The sequence below is a fragment of the Phytobacter sp. genome (assembly GCF_059074235.1).
This window is the reverse complement of sequence record NZ_JCACPZ010000006.1, coordinates 82,574-98,133: the sequence shown is the minus strand read 5'-3', so window position 1 is coordinate 98,133 and position 15,560 is coordinate 82,574. Positions and strand designations below refer to the sequence as shown.

Sequence of the window (15,560 nt, the reverse complement as noted above, 5' to 3'; positions counted from 1 at the left end):
CTCACTGAGTTACGAGCCAGCGCCGCAGTCGCTGCGAAAAAGCATCCTGACTTTCCAGTAATTCTTCTCCCGACACTGAGGTTCTCGGGCGGGTAATCACGATGCAGGGAATGCCTGCATCAAGGCACGGTTGTACTTTTTCCTGGTATCCGCCTTCGGCACCGGAGGCTTTGGTTATCATCACATCGGCCCGGCACTGGCGATAAAACGCGGCGTTAAACTCCGCGCTAAAGGGTCCGCACATGGCGTAAATCTCCGTCACGCCAAAGCCGCTTTCTGCACACTGGGTCATCACATCGGCAACCGGCAGCACACGGGCAAGCAGCGTTTTCTCCGCCAGCCCGGCACGCCAGCGAGCCAAATCTTTACTCCCCGTGGTGAGCAACACGCGTTGCCCCAACGCTCTGGCGACCTCACATGCCGCCTCCAGGCTCGGTACTTTGTGCAGCAACGGGTGTTCAAGCTCCTCAAGCTGCTCCGGGCGCTGGTAACGGCTCAGCAGCACCTTCGCCTGCTGGCAGGCGCGGGTGAGCGTATCGCTGACAACTTCGGCATAGGGGTGCGATGCATCCACCACCCAACGCGTCTGGTTCTGCGTAAGCCAGGTCACCATGGCGTCAAAATCCATTCGTCCGCAGCGCACCTCACCGCGAATGTCCCCGGCCAGATGCTGCCCGGTGGGGGTGGCGACCGACAGGGTGTAATTCACCCCGGCGGCGTCAAGTTGTTGGCAGATCAGGCGTGCATCACTGGTGCCGCCCATGACCAGCACCTGCCCTGCACTCACAGTTCATAGCCCCGTGGCGTGATCATCAGGCCGTCCGCCACATAGGTGGTTTTGTTACCCACGATAACGAGACTGGTCATGTCGACCGGTTCGAAGTCCATAGCACCGAGTGTGGTAAGCCATTTTTCCTCTTTTTTACGCCCGGCAGACTTCACGATGCCAACCGGCGTATCCGCACTTTTACTGGCGGCCAGCAGTTCAAAAGCGCGGGCGAGATGTCCTTCGCGACCCCGGCTACGCGGGTTGTAGAAGCAGATAACAAAGTCAGCTTCACCAGCGGCGATAATGCGTTTCTCGATAACCGGCCATGGCGTTAGCAGATCACTGAGGCTGATGTGGCAGAAGTCATGCATCAGCGGTGCGCCCAACAGCGCAGCGGCAGCAATACTGGCGGTCATACCTGGGATTAGACGCACTTCAACGTCGAGCTTTTGCTTGCTTACCAGTTCCAGAACCAGCCCGGCCATACCGTAAATGCCGGCATCACCGCTGCTGATCAGCGCAACGTTTTTACCTGCCTGTGCCAGTTCAATAGCCGCCTGGCAGCGCTCAATCTCTTTGCACATGCCGGTTTTGATCACCTGCTTGTCGCCAGTGAACGATTTCACCAGGTGGGTGTAGGTTTTGTAGCCCACTACGATTTCTGCAGCCTGTAGGGCTTCGATCGCTTCCATGGTCATCATGGCCTGTGAGCCGGGGCCAATTCCGATTACGCTTAACATCAGTGTGAAACTCCCAAAGTAATAGTGACACCTTGCTCCCGCAGGGTTTCGCCAACCAGTTGTCCGTGACTCATCAGCCAGGCTGCCGGTCCGGAGACGCTGCCCACGCCGGTTGTCTGACGGACAAACTCGGACGCCGGGAAGCGATGTTCATGCTGACGCAAGGCATCAGCGGTAAAAATCTCGAACGGCACGCGCAGGCTTTGTGCCAGTTGTGTGAGCGCTTTTTCATGCTCTTTTAAAGTGATGCTGCCGATAGCCCGCAGCGCCAGCGGATCAAAAGATTGCGCCGCCAGTTGCTGGTTGAGCAGCCCGGAGACCACCGAATACGGGGTATCACGGCGACAGCCGATCCCCGCAACCACCCGCCGTGGCACCAGTTTGAACACCGGTACAGCAAGCCCAGGTAAAGTTGCCTGCACCGTGACGCACACCAACGCGGTCAGTTCAGGCAAGTCGTCCAGCGACTCAACGGGGATAAATCCGCGCGTGTCGCAGCGGGCGACCTCATCGCGCAATGCGTTGTCACACCACAGGCCGATGCGTTTGCCGCTGACCAGCCAGTGGTTGATGGTCTTTACCCCGGTGCGCAGATCCTCCATGCGCGCATCAAGCTGGCAGGCAAGCGTATCCAGGGCCGCCAGTTCATTCACATCCGTGGCGGTGGTGATAACCGGGTCCGCACCTAATACGCCGGCCAGATAACGGGCCAGTTCATTGGCGCCGCCAAAATGGCCTGACAGGAGGCTGATCACATGCTGACCACGTTCATCAATGACAATCACCGCCGGATCGCTGAATTTGTCATTCACCAGCGGCGCCAGCACGCGCACGGCAATACCGATCGCGCCGATAAACACCAGCGCGGAGTGCTCGCTAAAGGCCGCGCGCAGTGTCTGAGCAAAACCGCCATCGAAGGGTACAAAGCCCTCCTCCAGTAATTTTTCACTGGTGTAGCAGGTCATCGGCAACGCCAGTTTCAGCCGGCTCGCCAGCGCCACACCACCCGGCGTCAGGCAAAACAGGGCGATAGATTCAGGCTTTACGGTATTCATGGCTAAAGTCCGCTGCATAAAGACGTGAGTAGTGGTACTCCTCGCCAAGAAATGCGCCGACGAGGATCAGGGCTGTTTTGCGGATCCCGGCATCGCGTACCTTGTCCGCAATATCTGCCAGCGTACCGCGCACGGTCTGGCTTTCCGGCCAGGTCGCTTTGTAGATAACCGCAACGGGCGTGGTTGCCGGGTAACCGCCTTCGATCAGCCGTTCAGCCACACGGTTGATGCGCTGAACCGAGAGATAAATCGCCATTGACGTCTGGTGGCTGGCAAAGGATTCGAGCTGTTCCAGTGGTGGAACCGGCGTACGGCCTTCCAGGCGGGTGATGATGAGACTTTGCGACACTTCAGGAACCGTATATTCAACACCCAGTTCCGCCGCCGCGCCGAGGAACGCACTCACGCCAGGAACCACCTTCCAGTCAATGCCGCGCGCGGTCAGTACTTCACCTTGTTCACGCACTGAACCGTAAAGAGAGACGTCGCCAGTTTGCAGGCGCACCACCACTTTTCCAGCTTTCACGCCCGCTTCCATCAGGTCGATTATCTGCTCCAGATGCAGTTCAGCACTGTCGTGGCACTCCGCACCCGGAGGACAGTAATCGAGCAGTTCAGTGTTAATGAGCGATCCGGCATAGATCACTACCTGCGCCTGTTGCAGCAAGCGGTAGCCTTTGAGGGTGATCAGTTCCCGATCCCCCGGCCCCGCACCTACAAACCAGACGGTTTGTGCATCAAATTGTTCAGTCATGAGACTCTTCCTTCTCGCAGGAAATCACAAAAACAGGGTTATTCGGTTTGAAGTAGTGGCCGCTTCCGAGCGCATTGAGCAGCGAGACCTGAATCTGCTGGCAGTCCAGTGCTGCGACCCTGCAGGCCGACAGATGGCTCAGCGCCGCACTGAGGTTCTCCTGCAAAATGAAGGTCATCACCAGGCGTCCGCCGGGGATCAGTTGCGCCAGCGACCAGTCAATGAGTTGGGTCAGATTGCCGCCGCTCCCCCCCATAAACACCGCATCTGCGGGCTGTTCGACAAACAACGGGGCCACGCCTGCCACAATCGAAATATTGCGACAACCAAAATGCTGGCAGTTTTCTTCCAGTAGACCGAGGGCCGCCGGGTTGCGCTCAATGGCGGTTATTTGCAACTGCGGGTGACAGACCGCCGCCTCAATGGAGACACTGCCAGTCCCGGCACCGATATCGATAAAATGGTGGGCACCGGACAGGTTCAGTCGGGAGAGCGCCAGCGCACGGACCACTTCTTTGGTCATCGGGACGCTTTCACCGCGTAAAAACAGTTCATCTTTCATTGAGAATCACCACTACGTTCATTTCATACTGAGCACTGACCTCATGAGCTTTGAGCCAGTGAATGCGTTCGTTTTCCATTGCCAGGTTTTCACCAATCACTAACCAACGCTCGCCGACACCACCAGCTACCAGAGCGGCGGCAATTTCTCGCGGCCCGCAGCGAGCATCGGTCACCATCGCCGTTTTTGGGGAACGAACCAACGCGTCAAAATCGACCGCTCTCCCGTGGGAGCTGGTTAGCCAGATATCGTTCATGTCGATGCCGGTTTTTGAACAGAGGTACTGCACGGCGCTAATACCCGGAATGATGCACACCTTTTCGATGCCAAATTCCGCCACCAGTCGTTTACCGATGCCATAAAAGAGCGGATCACCAGAGGCCAGCACCACCACTCGTCGCCCTTCCTGCGCCGCTATCCAGCGCATCAGACCGGGGATATCCGCGTCGAGAGCATGATGTTCACCGGCAAAATCCGGGAACTGGGCAAGGTGGCGTTTACCGCCCACCAGTACATCGGCGTGAGATACGGCCTCCAGCGCCATCGGGGTCATTAATGCCAGTGAGGCAGGCCCCATTCCGACAACGGTCAGCATCGGAGATCCTCCACAATCGCCTCGAACGGACGGCTTGCACCGAGGATCTGGTTATCAAACGAGAACATAATGGCATCGCACTGGGGTGGATTTTGGGTAAAGCGCAGGTTGAGCATGACGCGCTGGCAGATACGCTGCGCAAGGTGGTTATAAAGGTGGCTAAACCCTGCGGCATCGATGTGTTCCATCGCTGCTTCGGTGGTGTCGCACTCGCTCACCAGCAATAAGAGTTCATGCGGTGCGCCAAGCAGCGCCAGATGCGCGACCAGCGTTTCCATGCGCGCGTCGGCAATATGGCTATGGGTGTGGAAGATGCCCGCTGCGATTTTCACCAGCTTCCCAGGGTGGCCGATGAGCACAATTTGCTTGTAGCCCATGCGCACCGCCTCTTCGATCATAAAACCGACGAAGTTGCTCATGGTGACGACAATGTCGCCCGGAAGCCCCATCTGCTCGCGGACAAAACGCTCACCGTGATTTCCCGGTACCAGCACCACGCGCTCCAGCCCGGCTTCACGTTTGATTTCCATCTCCAGCGACAGCGAACGTTTCCAGCTCTCTTCAGACATCGGTGTGACAATGCCGGTGGTGCCAATAATGGAGATCCCACCGATAATCCCGAGTCGACTGTTGTAGGTTTTTTTCGCCCGCTCGTCCCCTTCCGGCGCGAAGATTTCCACCTCTGCGCCGCGCGACGGGCCAATGACTTCACGCACTGCGGCTTCAATGGTCTGGCGCGGCGTGCGGTTAATCGCCGCACTGCCGATAGGTAAGCCGATGCCTTTGCGGGTCACTTTTCCCACACCTTCACCGCCGCAGAGCACAATCTCACCGCTGTCGTTCAGACTGACACGGGCAAAAATAAGCATACCGTGGGTGGCGTCCACATCATCGCCCCCGTCTTTACGAATTGCGGCAATGGCCTGCTGGCCTTCAATGTGCGGAGATTCCACGTTCAGGCGCAGGGTGACGCCAGACGGAGTGACAATCGATACCTGGTGGATAATGTGCTGGCGCAGTACCATCAGTGCTGCCACTTTTGCCGCTGCGGTCGCGCAGGAGCCGGTGGTGTAGCCCTTACGCAGCGCTTTGCCGTTGTGCCACACCGGGGCGTCGAAAGCCTCTTCGCTCATTACGCCTCCCGCATGTAATAGAGAAACGCGTTAATGATGGCCGCCGCAACGTTGCTGCCACCTTTGCGGCCGAGCGCGGCAATACCAGGTAAACCGCTTTCTACTAGCGCATCTTTAGATTCAGCCGCGCCAACAAAGCCGACCGGCACACCAACCACACTGCGTACCTGGGCATTTTGTTCGAGCAGGCGGAACAGCGCAGTGGGGGCATTACCAAAGACGAAGACTTTCTCGCCCTCTTCACTTAACGCAAGGTCGACGGCTGCCATTGAGCGCGTGATACTGTTTTCCTTCGCCGTGCGCACAACGCGCGGGTCGCTGATATAGCACTTCACTTCGCCGCCAAACTTCGCCAGCAGCGTTTTGTTGATTCCTGACAGCGCCATTGTGGTGTCGGTGTAAAGCGTGCAACCACTGCGCAGTGCTCTGCTGAGACTCTCCAGTGCATCCGGGGAGAACCACAGAATGTCGAGCCAGTCGAAATCTGCAGTGGTATGAATCACACGTTTAATGATGGCTTCGTGCAGTGGGCTGGCAAAACGGTAGTCAGGCCGCGTTTCACTAATGATGTCGCCAATAATGACAAAACTTTTGTCCTCAATGGCCTGAGGCTGCTGTAAATAATCCATCGTTTTCATAAGAGTGCTGCTCCTGCCAGCATGGCATGCGTAAGCGCAAACAAGCCCAGCGCCAGGGTGGAAGCCACCCACATCAGCCGGATTGTGTGCGAAATATCCTCAACAGAGATGGCGCGTTTTTCATCGCCAATCCATGGCTTCTCCACTCGCTCACCAAAATAGTCATTCGGGCCACCGAGACGTACGCCCAGCGCACCGGCTACGGTGCCTTCCGGCCATGCGCAATTGGGACTACTGTGGTTGTGACGATCGCGCCAGCCGACCCGCAACGCATTGCGGGCGTTCAGACGGCAGACCCCGGCAGCCAGACTCAGTAACAGCCAGCTCAGTCGCGCCGGAATAAAGTTGGCGACGTCGTCAAGACGCGCACTGACCATGCCGATGGCGCGGTATTTTTCGTTTTTGTAACCGACCATCGAATCCAGGGTATTGACCGCTTTGTAGGCCATCGCCAGCGGTGCACCACCGAGCAGCAAGAAGAACAAGGGGGCAATAACACCGTCGACCGTGTTTTCGGCGACCGTTTCCACCACCGCACGGTTAATTTGCGGCGGTTGCAGCTGTGAGGTGTCGCGGCCAACAATCCAGGAGAGTTTTTCCCGGCTTTCATCCAGCGTGCCGTGACGCAGGGCGCGCTCCACTTCTCTGGCCGCATCGTCCAGGCAGCGGGCGGCCAGCAGGGTGTAAATCATCCACACCTCGACGCACCAACCCAACCAGGGATGAATCTTCGTCGCAAGCGCTAATACTCCCCATGCCATACTCCAGGTGACTCCGACCACCACCAGCCACATCACGCCGCCGCCGATACGCAGGGCGGTATCGGAATGGCAAAGCCGACGAACGGCACGCTGAGAGACGCTGATGAGTGCGCCGATCCAGCGTACCGGGTGCGGCCAGTGAGGCGGGTCACCCAGCCAGCGGTCAAGCAGCCAGGCTACGCACCAGGCAAGGACTGTCATGCCACACTCCTCGCAGCCTGAATCCATCGGCTCAGCATCTGCGGCCGCTGGGCGAAATGAATATGCAGATAGCTGGCGTAGGTGTTGCCCACCTGCCAACCGCCCTGCCATTGCGACAGGACTTTACCGTCCCGCGCTTTCTGGCAGTCCATCACGGCATTCAGCTCAGGGGTAAAGTCGGAGTAATGGAATTCGTGCCCACGTAGTGTTTCACCTTCATCGGCAAGCAGCGTTGGCTGTCGCGCTGTCGCCTGACAGTAGCCAAACCGGGTCAGGCGCTTACCCATCTCACTGTGTCCGGGGATCACCCCGACGAGGGTATGCACATGGCCTTCACCATCGCGCAAGGTGGAACCCAGGTACATCAGGCCACCACATTCTGCGTAAATTGCCACACCGCGCTGATGCGCAGCCCGGATGGCGTTCAGCATGGGTGTGTTGGCGGCAAGCGCGCGGGCGTGTAGCTCCGGATAGCCGCCACCGAGCCACAACATCTGGCATTCCGGCAAATGATCATCGTGCAGCGGGCTAAAGCGGACAATGTTTACACCAGCGTTTTCCAGCAGTTGCAGATTATCCGGGTAGTAGAAGTTGAAAGCCTCATCGTCGGCGAGAGCGAGCGTCAGCCCTGTGCCAGCGTTCGGTGTGGGGAGTGAAGGCCATTCCCCTTTCGGCAGCGCCGCAAGCTGGCTTAAGGACAAGAGCGTGTCAATATCCAGCGTCTGTTCAATCCTAACGGCAAAATCCCGCCAGGGCTGGGAGTCGATAAGAGATTCACGGGCGGTGACCAGACCAAGGTGGCGTTCTGGTAACGCAACTCCTGAAGTGACAGGGACATACCCCAATACAGGGATGCCGCAGTAATGCTCAATAGCGTGTTTGAGGAGCTGGTAGTGGTTGTCGCTATTAACGCGGTTAACGATTACGCCAGCAATACGCAATTTCGGGTCAAAATGCTGGAATCCCATCACGGTTGCTGCAATCGAGGTAGAGACCGCTTTACCGTCCACCAGCAGGATAACCGGTACGCCAAGCTGTTTGGCCAACGCGGCACTACTGCAAAAGTTTGGGTCGGTGCCGTAGCCGTCATAAAGCCCCATGACACCTTCAATCACCGCAACATCCGTATGTTGCATCTGCTGATTAAACAGGGCATTGAGCGTGGAAGCAGGGAGCATAAAGCTGTCGAGATTGCGGGAAGACACTCCGCTAATAGCAGTATGCCAGGCAGTATCGAGGTAATCCGGCCCCACTTTGAAAGGCTGCACCCGCATACCGCGCTGCTGTAACACACTCAGCAAACCGAGCGTGACGGTGGTTTTCCCACAGCCACTTCCCGTACCGGCAAGAATAAAGGCGCAACGTCCGTCAGACATACCTAAAAGCCCCATTCAGGGTGGAAAGGCAGTGTCAGGATGCGCGTAATCCCAGTGCAATGACTGTACGCTTCTGAGCAACCGACTTCCCACCGAAGTTGTTGAGTGTCACCTTTCAGGTCGGTCTTCTGGCTTAGCGTCATCCTCGCCCGTCCTTCCCGACCTTGCGATCAGTGGCTTTACGGGGTCGTCAGCATCACAGCAGCGGGGGCTGCGGGGGATTCACACCCCCTTCCCTGCCGCAAAACATTTGCGGCGAACCTGATGGCTTCATTATTTACATTTCACCGAAAACCACGAGGTCTGTTCAGGTGAAATGGTCATTTTTGCCCTGACTGCAATCTATCGCATCAGGGAAATAAAAACTGGTTCAGTTTATCCTTGTGAAGACAATAATTTGTTGCGCTATAACAATTTATTGCCAGGGATTTTCTCTAACATCTTATTTAAACGGCAATTCAGGCGATTTTATTGTGTTTACGAATAACAAAATATTGTTATCGGAAATTTAATCGCCGTCATAGTTTGCATTATTTTGCAAACGAAAGACTTGCGGAGTCACCTGATAAGTTTGACGAAAAACTTTGCAAAAATAGCTGGTTTGAGAAAATCCTAAATTGCGCGCAATACTGGCAATGCTCCAATCGCTATGGCATAGCATTTCTTTCGCACTGGCCATACGCTGGCTGTTTACCCAGGCATTAAAACCAATACCCTGATATTTTTTAAACAATTTGCTGAAGTAATACGGGCTAAGATAAACATGTGCAGCTACATCTTCCAGGCGTAGTTCGTCAGAGAGATGTGCTTCAATATACCGTAACGCTTTTTTCATTTTAGCGTCGTGCGGCCCCTGATTACGGCTGGTTTTGCTGGCTTCCTGAGGCTGCTGTTGGTCCTTGATGACGACAAAGTTGATCTGCTTTTTAAGGCAGTTTTCCACAATGAGTTGCAAAAGATCAGCAGATGCAATCACCCGCGAATAGTCCATTTCAGGCACATTGAGAAACTCATCCATCAGTTTCTGATCGGCCTGCCAACGGTCATCAATATTAAGAATATTAATCAATTCAACACTGTCACCTTCGCGCAAACGCACTTGCCCGCAAAGGACAAACCCGACCAGATGCCCGGCAATCACCAATGGAATGGAGAAATCAGTCAACCCAGCATGACAGCGATAGATACAGGGCTGGTTTGACTTTGACGCTTCAAAGCCTCCGCAACGGTCACTCATACGACAACGAGCGCTATGCTGGGCGTTCTGCCGCATCATCTGGCAAAAAGGGGTAAAATTAAAAAGCTCGGAAATTTCTTCGCCGTGGATATTAACGACAACAACGGCCAGACCGGTGGCTTGTGCAAAATCCTGGGCGATTTTATTAATGAGTTCCGAGTTAAGGGCACTCGCAGAAATCATGATAAAACCTCTCAGTTAATTTTAATTTATTGTTATAAAAAACCGATTTGTTTACATCTCATTAATCTTGTAGTGATAATGACAGCAAGTTGAGATGATAAACAGAATTCAAGATAACAAAAGTCTCCCATCCCTGGGAGACGATTTCGTCCGTTCGTGAAAGCAGATCACGAAATAAATAATTGCCGTTGCGCTATTTGCGCAGAATATTTCGTACAGGCATCAACTCTCTTTTTCCTCTAACACACACGCGTTACAGGGCAAATTTTTGCCAATCAGATAGCGATAACAAGCCGCTCCACCGCAAGCACCAATGATCGGCGCAATAATAGGGATCAAGAAGTACGGGATATCACGTCCGCCGGTAAAGGCGATATCACCCCAACCAGCAAAGAAGGTGAATAATTTCGGCCCGAAATCACGCGCAGGGTTCATCGCAAAACCCGTTAATGGCCCCATAGATGCGCCAATAACCGCCACGAGAACACCAATCAACAGCGGTGCCAGTGGGCCACGCGGCACACCGTTACCATCATCGGTCAACGCCATGATCATACACATCAGAATCGAGGTAATGACGATTTCAACCAGTGCCGCTTCCCAGACGCTCAGTGCCGACGCTGGGTAAGTACTGAAAAGCCCCGCAAGTTGCAGGCTTTCCGCACTGCCCCGCACCAGGTTGTGGGCAGTTTCGTATTCAAGGAACAAATTGTGGTAAAGCAGATAGGCGATAGCAGCCCCGCCGAATGCCCCAGCCACTTGTGCAACAATGTAAGGCACGACTTTGCGCGCAGGGAAACAGGCAAACAACCACAGCGCAATGGTAATCGCCGGGTTCAGATGCGCGCCGGATATGGCTGCCGTCAGATAAACAGCCAGTGAAATACCCAGCCCCCAAATAATGCAGATTTCCCAGAGCCCCAGGGAGGCTCCGGCGACTTTCATTGCGCACAAACAGCCGATACCAAAAAACAAAAAGAGCCCTGTGCCTAAAAACTCGGCGATGCATTGCGCCTTGAGTGAATCATTCATATGTCACCTTCCAGGTAGAGTCACGATCTCACCAGCACGCCTGAAGCTGGCAGCAGAGTACAACGCCGCACACTATAGAAATGCATTACCGAAAAGTGTTGGCAACCTCACCGTCTAAACGCCAAAAAAGTCGCTTATCAATAACACTTTATTGCTATTTAAATAAGAAAAAATGCCGCCCAACCGCTTATTCACCGCATTTATTAGCAATCGGTTAATAACAAATTATTGCGAATTCAGATGTCCGGTTTTATAGCCTTGCTCACAAAACGATTTCGCACGCGCAATTAACACATCGAATTAATCATGTCACGCACAAAAATATAAATGTGATATTGAAATAGCAATAAATTATCATAATTAGAAAACAATAAAAACTATATACATCAATAGATTGGATTTTAAAGTCGCAATTTTTTCGCCTAATTAAACCAGGAAGTTCTGAATGTATTTTCAAGTGAGCCATTCTTTTTCCTCTCTTATTTGTATATTCGAAAAATCAGGACAACCTTATCGAGGTCATTATGCAACAAGAAGCATTAGGAATGGTGGAAACCAAAGGTTTGACAGCAGCCATTGAAGCGGCCGATGCAATGGTGAAATCCGCCAATGTCATGTTAGTGGGCTACGAGAAAATAGGTTCTGGCCTGGTAACAGTGATTGTTCGCGGCGATGTTGGAGCCGTGAAAGCGGCGACGGATGCAGGCGCAGCCGCAGCCGCTCAGGTAGGTGAAGTGAAAGCCGTACACGTCATCCCACGTCCGCACACTGATGTTGAAAAAATCTTACCCAAGGGAATTAGCCAATGAGTAGCAATGACCTGGTGGAACAGATCATGGCGAAGGTGATTGCCAAAGTGTCATCACCAGCAACATCGGCCTCCCCCACTGTAATCCATCCCACACGAGAGACGGCTATGGCAGAAAAAAGCTGCAGTTTAACGGAATTTGTCGGCACAGCGATCGGTGACACGGTTGGTCTGGTTATCGCCAACGTCGACAGCGCACTTCTTGATGCAATGAAACTTGAAAAGCGCTATCGGTCCATTGGCATTCTGGGTGCGCGTACCGGTGCAGGCCCACACATCATGGCGGCCGATGAAGCCGTCAAAGCCACCAACACTGAAGTGATCAGCATCGAACTCCCCCGCGACACCAAAGGAGGAGCAGGCCACGGTTCACTGATCCTGTTTGGCGGTAACGACGTTTCTGACGTGAAACGCGCCATCGAAGTCGCGCTGAAAGAACTTGACCGCACATTTGGCGATGTCTATGCCAACGAAGCGGGCCACATCGAAATGCAGTACACCGCCCGAGCAAGCTTCGCACTCGAAAAAGCCTTTGGCGCACCCGTTGGCCGGGCATGCGGCGTGATTGTCGGCGCACCGGCCTCCGTCGGCGTGTTGATGGCCGATACCGCACTGAAATCGGCAAACGTGGAAGTGGTGGCTTATAGCTCTCCGGCTAAAGGAACCAGCTTCAGTAACGAAGCCATTCTGGTCATCTCCGGTGACTCTGGTGCCGTTCGTCAGGCCGTCATTTCTGCCCGCGAAATCGGTAAAACCGTGCTGGGCACATTGGGCTCAGAGCCGAAAAACGACCGCCCGTCCTACATCTGATAACAGAGAGGCTGTTTCATGAGATCGAAAAGATTTGAAGCGCTGGCGAAACGCCCTGTTAACCAGGACGGTTTTGTGAAGGAGTGGATTGAAGAAGGCTTTATCGCAATGGAAAGCCCGAACGATCCTAAGCCCTCTATTCGCATCGTCGACGGCGTGGTCACCGAATTAGACGGTAAGCCCGTCAGCCAGTTTGACCTGATTGACCACTTCATTGCCCGCTACGGCATTAACCTGCAGCGCGCAGAAGAAGTGATGAAGATGGACTCCGTGAAGCTCGCAAACATGCTTTGCGATCCGAACGTGAAACGCAGTGATATCGTGCCGCTGACCACTGCGATGACTCCCGCGAAGATTGTGGAGGTGGTTTCGCACATGAACGTGGTGGAAATGATGATGTCCATGCAAAAAATGCGTGCGCGTCGTACCCCATCGCAGCAAGCTCACGTCACCAACGTTAAAGACAACCCGGTGCAGATCGCCGCCGATGCTGCAGAAGGTGCTTACCGCGGCTTTGACGAGCAGGAGACAACCGTCGCCGTTGCGCGTTATGCCCCTTTCAACGCTATCGCACTGCTGGTGGGTTCTCAGGTTGGACGTCCTGGCGTACTCACGCAGTGTTCACTTGAAGAAGCAACCGAGCTGAAACTCGGTATGTTGGGCCACACCTGTTATGCAGAAACCATCTCCGTTTACGGTACCGAGCCCGTCTTTACCGACGGTGATGACACTCCGTGGTCGAAGGGTTTTCTGGCCTCTTCCTATGCCTCTCGCGGCCTGAAAATGCGCTTCACTTCCGGCTCCGGCTCTGAAGTACAGATGGGTTATGCCGAAGGTAAATCCATGCTTTACCTCGAAGCCCGCTGTATTTACATCACCAAAGCAGCAGGTGTTCAGGGCCTGCAAAACGGTTCTGTAAGCTGTGTCGGCGTACCTTCTGCCGTGCCATCAGGTATCCGCGCCATTCTGGCTGAAAACCTGATTTGCGCCGCGCTGGATCTGGAGTGCGCATCCAGTAACGACCAGACCTTCACTCACTCTGATATGCGCCGTACCGCTCGCCTGCTGATGCAGTTCCTGCCGGGTACCGACTTCATCTCCTCTGGTTATTCCGCAGTACCGAACTACGACAACATGTTTGCCGGTTCAAACGAAGACGCCGAAGATTTTGATGATTACAACGTCCTGCAGCGCGACCTGAAAGTCGATGGTGGCTTACGCCCAGTGCGCGAAGAAGACGTTATCGCTATCCGTAATAAAGCGGCCCGTGCACTTCAGGCTGTCTTTGCCGGAATGGGATTACCGCCTATCACCGATGAGGAAGTGGAAGCCGCAACCTACGCCCACGGTTCAAAAGACATGCCGGAACGCAACATCGTTGAAGACATCAAGTTCGCGCAGGAAATCATCAATAAAAACCGTAACGGTCTTGAAGTAGTCAAAGCACTTGCTGACGGCGGTTACAAAGATGTCGCGCAGGACATGCTCAACATCCAGAAAGCCAAGCTGACCGGTGACTACCTGCATACCTCCGCCATTATCGTCGGCGACGGACTGGTGCTCTCAGCTGTTAACGATGTGAACGACTATGCCGGTCCGGCAACAGGTTATCGCCTGCAAGGTGAACGCTGGGAAGAGATTAAGAACATCCCGGGCGCACTCGATCCGAACGAATTGGGCTAAGGGGGGAACGATGGAAATTAATGAAAAATTGCTACGTCAGATTATCGAAGGCGTGCTGTCGGAAATGCAAACCAGCGATAAGCCGGTCTCGTTTAATGCTGCGTCCACCAGCCCGGCAAAACCCGCCGCAAACGCTGAGGATGGCTTTCTGACCGAAATCGGTGAAGCGAAACCTGGCACTTTGCAGGATGAAGTGATCATCGCTGTTGGGCCGGCATTCGGACTCTCGCAGACAGTGAATATCGTTGGCCTGTCGCACAAAAGTATTCTGCGTGAGGTTATCGCAGGTATTGAAGAAGAAGGTGTTAAAGCGCGAGTCATTCGCTGTTTTAAATCTTCTGACGTGGCGTTTGTGGCTGTCGAAGGCAACCGACTGAGCGGCTCTGGTATCTCTGTTGGCATTCAGTCTAAAGGCACAACCGTCATCCACCAACAGGGGCTTCCGCCGCTTTCTAACCTGGAGTTGTTCCCACAGGCACCACTGCTGACGCTGGAAACATACCGCCAGATCGGCAAAAACGCGGCGCGTTATGCCAAGCGCGAGTCACCACAACCCGTCCCAACACTTAATGACCAGATGGCGCGCCCGAAATATCAGGCCAAATCAGCCATTCTGCACATTAAAGAAACCAAATACGTCGTGACGGGGAAAAACCCGCAAGAGCTGCGCGTTGCGCTTTAAAAGGAAAACACCATGAATGCTGATGCAATTGAATCAATGGTTCGTGATGTGCTTAGTCGAATGAACAGTCTGCAAGAGGCAACCCCTTCTGCAGCGGCAGCAACTCCAGTTGGCGGAGCTGTGCATCAGGCAAAAGTCAGTGATTACCCACTGGCGAATAAGCACCCGGAGTGGGTTAAAACATCAACCAACAAAACCCTTGATGAACTGACGCTCGACAACGTACTAAGCGGCAAGATCACTGCCCAGGACATGCGTATCACACCCGAAACGCTACGCATCCAGGCATCGATCGCCAAAGATGCTGGTCGCGATCGCCTGGCGATGAACTTTGAACGTGCAGCAGAACTAACCGCCGTACCGGATGACCGCATCCTCGAAATCTACAATGCCCTACGCCCGTACCGTTCATCGAAACAGGAGCTGCTGGACATCGCCGAAGATCTGGAAAGCCGCTACAAAGCCAAAATTTGCGCCGCGTTCGTCCGCGAAGCCGCAGCGCTGTATGTCGAGCGTAAAAAGCTCAAAGGCGACGATTAAT

General features: G+C 54.3%; 17 protein-coding genes and 1 riboswitch. Of the genes, 5 read left to right on the top strand and 12 right to left on the bottom strand.

Going from position 1 to position 15,560, the window contains the following annotated elements; all coding sequences use genetic code 11:
- Nucleotide 1: 1 nt before the first annotated feature.
- The 12 genes from AC5JPW_RS15060 to pduF all read right to left on the bottom strand — a co-directional run bounded on the left by AC5JPW_RS15060 (nt 2) and on the right by pduF (nt 11,036).
- Nucleotides 2–787, bottom strand: a complete 786-nt coding sequence (locus tag AC5JPW_RS15060; protein ID WP_494241571.1) for a cobalt-precorrin-6A reductase — start codon at nt 785–787, stop codon at nt 2–4.
- On the bottom strand, nt 784–1,509 hold the full coding sequence (locus AC5JPW_RS15055) for a precorrin-3B C(17)-methyltransferase (protein ID WP_494241569.1): 726 nt from the start codon (nt 1,507–1,509) through the stop codon (nt 784–786). The genes AC5JPW_RS15060 and AC5JPW_RS15055 overlap by 4 nt, the downstream gene beginning before the upstream one ends.
- On the bottom strand, nt 1,509–2,564 hold the full coding sequence (gene cbiG / locus AC5JPW_RS15050; RefSeq protein WP_494241568.1) for a cobalt-precorrin 5A hydrolase: 1,056 nt from the start codon (nt 2,562–2,564) through the stop codon (nt 1,509–1,511). Before cbiG ends, AC5JPW_RS15055 begins: the two co-directional genes overlap by 1 nt.
- Nucleotides 2,545–3,318, bottom strand: a complete 774-nt coding sequence (locus AC5JPW_RS15045; protein ID WP_494241567.1) for a cobalt-precorrin-4 methyltransferase — start codon at nt 3,316–3,318, stop codon at nt 2,545–2,547. The genes cbiG and AC5JPW_RS15045 overlap by 20 nt, the downstream gene beginning before the upstream one ends.
- Complete coding sequence (locus AC5JPW_RS15040) at nt 3,311–3,880, bottom strand: decarboxylating cobalt-precorrin-6B (C(15))-methyltransferase (protein WP_494241564.1); 570 nt, start codon at nt 3,878–3,880, stop codon at nt 3,311–3,313. Before AC5JPW_RS15040 ends, AC5JPW_RS15045 begins: the two co-directional genes overlap by 8 nt.
- Nucleotides 3,870–4,475, bottom strand: coding sequence for a precorrin-6y C5,15-methyltransferase (decarboxylating) subunit CbiE (cbiE, locus tag AC5JPW_RS15035; RefSeq protein WP_494241562.1), 606 nt, complete (start codon nt 4,473–4,475; stop codon nt 3,870–3,872). Before cbiE ends, AC5JPW_RS15040 begins: the two co-directional genes overlap by 11 nt.
- A complete protein-coding gene (gene cbiD, locus AC5JPW_RS15030; RefSeq protein ID WP_494241560.1) occupies nt 4,469–5,608 on the bottom strand; it encodes a cobalt-precorrin-5B (C(1))-methyltransferase CbiD in 1,140 nt (379 codons plus the stop codon). Before cbiD ends, cbiE begins: the two co-directional genes overlap by 7 nt.
- On the bottom strand, nt 5,608–6,237 hold the full coding sequence (locus AC5JPW_RS15025; RefSeq protein WP_494242360.1) for a cobalt-precorrin-8 methylmutase: 630 nt from the start codon (nt 6,235–6,237) through the stop codon (nt 5,608–5,610). Before AC5JPW_RS15025 ends, cbiD begins: the two co-directional genes overlap by 1 nt.
- Nucleotides 6,238–6,242: 5 nt before the next feature.
- Nucleotides 6,243–7,208: an adenosylcobinamide-phosphate synthase CbiB gene (gene cbiB / locus AC5JPW_RS15020; protein WP_494241559.1), complete on the bottom strand. Its 966-nt coding sequence runs from the start codon at nt 7,206–7,208 to the stop codon at nt 6,243–6,245.
- Nucleotides 7,205–8,584 carry a cobyrinic acid a,c-diamide synthase CobB gene (locus AC5JPW_RS15015; RefSeq protein WP_494241558.1) on the bottom strand — a complete coding sequence of 460 codons (1,380 nt, stop codon included), beginning with the start codon at nt 8,582–8,584 and terminating at the stop codon, nt 7,205–7,207. The genes cbiB and AC5JPW_RS15015 overlap by 4 nt, the downstream gene beginning before the upstream one ends.
- A gap of 101 nt (nt 8,585–8,685) precedes the next feature.
- Nucleotides 8,686–8,864: riboswitch (cobalamin riboswitch) on the bottom strand.
- A gap of 228 nt (nt 8,865–9,092) precedes the next feature.
- Nucleotides 9,093–10,004: a transcriptional regulator PocR gene (pocR, locus tag AC5JPW_RS15010; protein ID WP_494241556.1), complete on the bottom strand. Its 912-nt coding sequence runs from the start codon at nt 10,002–10,004 to the stop codon at nt 9,093–9,095.
- A gap of 222 nt (nt 10,005–10,226) precedes the next feature.
- A complete protein-coding gene (gene pduF, locus AC5JPW_RS15005) occupies nt 10,227–11,036 on the bottom strand; it encodes a propanediol diffusion facilitator PduF (RefSeq protein ID WP_494241555.1) in 810 nt (269 codons plus the stop codon).
- Between the two features lie 524 nt (nt 11,037–11,560).
- Here pduF and pduA point away from each other — a divergent pair.
- The 5 genes from pduA to pduE are packed head-to-tail and all read left to right on the top strand — an operon-like array spanning nt 11,561 to nt 15,559.
- Entirely contained in the window at nt 11,561–11,845 is a 285-nt protein-coding gene (pduA, locus tag AC5JPW_RS15000) for a propanediol utilization microcompartment protein PduA (protein ID WP_041851904.1), read from the top strand.
- Nucleotides 11,842–12,654 carry a propanediol utilization microcompartment protein PduB gene (gene pduB / locus AC5JPW_RS14995; protein WP_494241553.1) on the top strand — a complete coding sequence of 271 codons (813 nt, stop codon included), beginning with the start codon at nt 11,842–11,844 and terminating at the stop codon, nt 12,652–12,654. Before pduA ends, pduB begins: the two co-directional genes overlap by 4 nt.
- Before the next feature lie 18 nt (nt 12,655–12,672).
- Entirely contained in the window at nt 12,673–14,337 is a 1,665-nt protein-coding gene (pduC, locus tag AC5JPW_RS14990; protein WP_494241552.1) for a propanediol dehydratase large subunit PduC, read from the top strand.
- Between the two features lie 10 nt (nt 14,338–14,347).
- Nucleotides 14,348–15,019 carry a propanediol dehydratase medium subunit PduD gene (gene pduD / locus AC5JPW_RS14985; RefSeq protein WP_494241550.1) on the top strand — a complete coding sequence of 224 codons (672 nt, stop codon included), beginning with the start codon at nt 14,348–14,350 and terminating at the stop codon, nt 15,017–15,019.
- 12 nt (nt 15,020–15,031) lie between these two features.
- Nucleotides 15,032–15,559: a propanediol dehydratase small subunit PduE gene (gene pduE / locus AC5JPW_RS14980; protein WP_494241548.1), complete on the top strand. Its 528-nt coding sequence runs from the start codon at nt 15,032–15,034 to the stop codon at nt 15,557–15,559.
- Nucleotide 15,560: the final 1 nt, after the last annotated feature.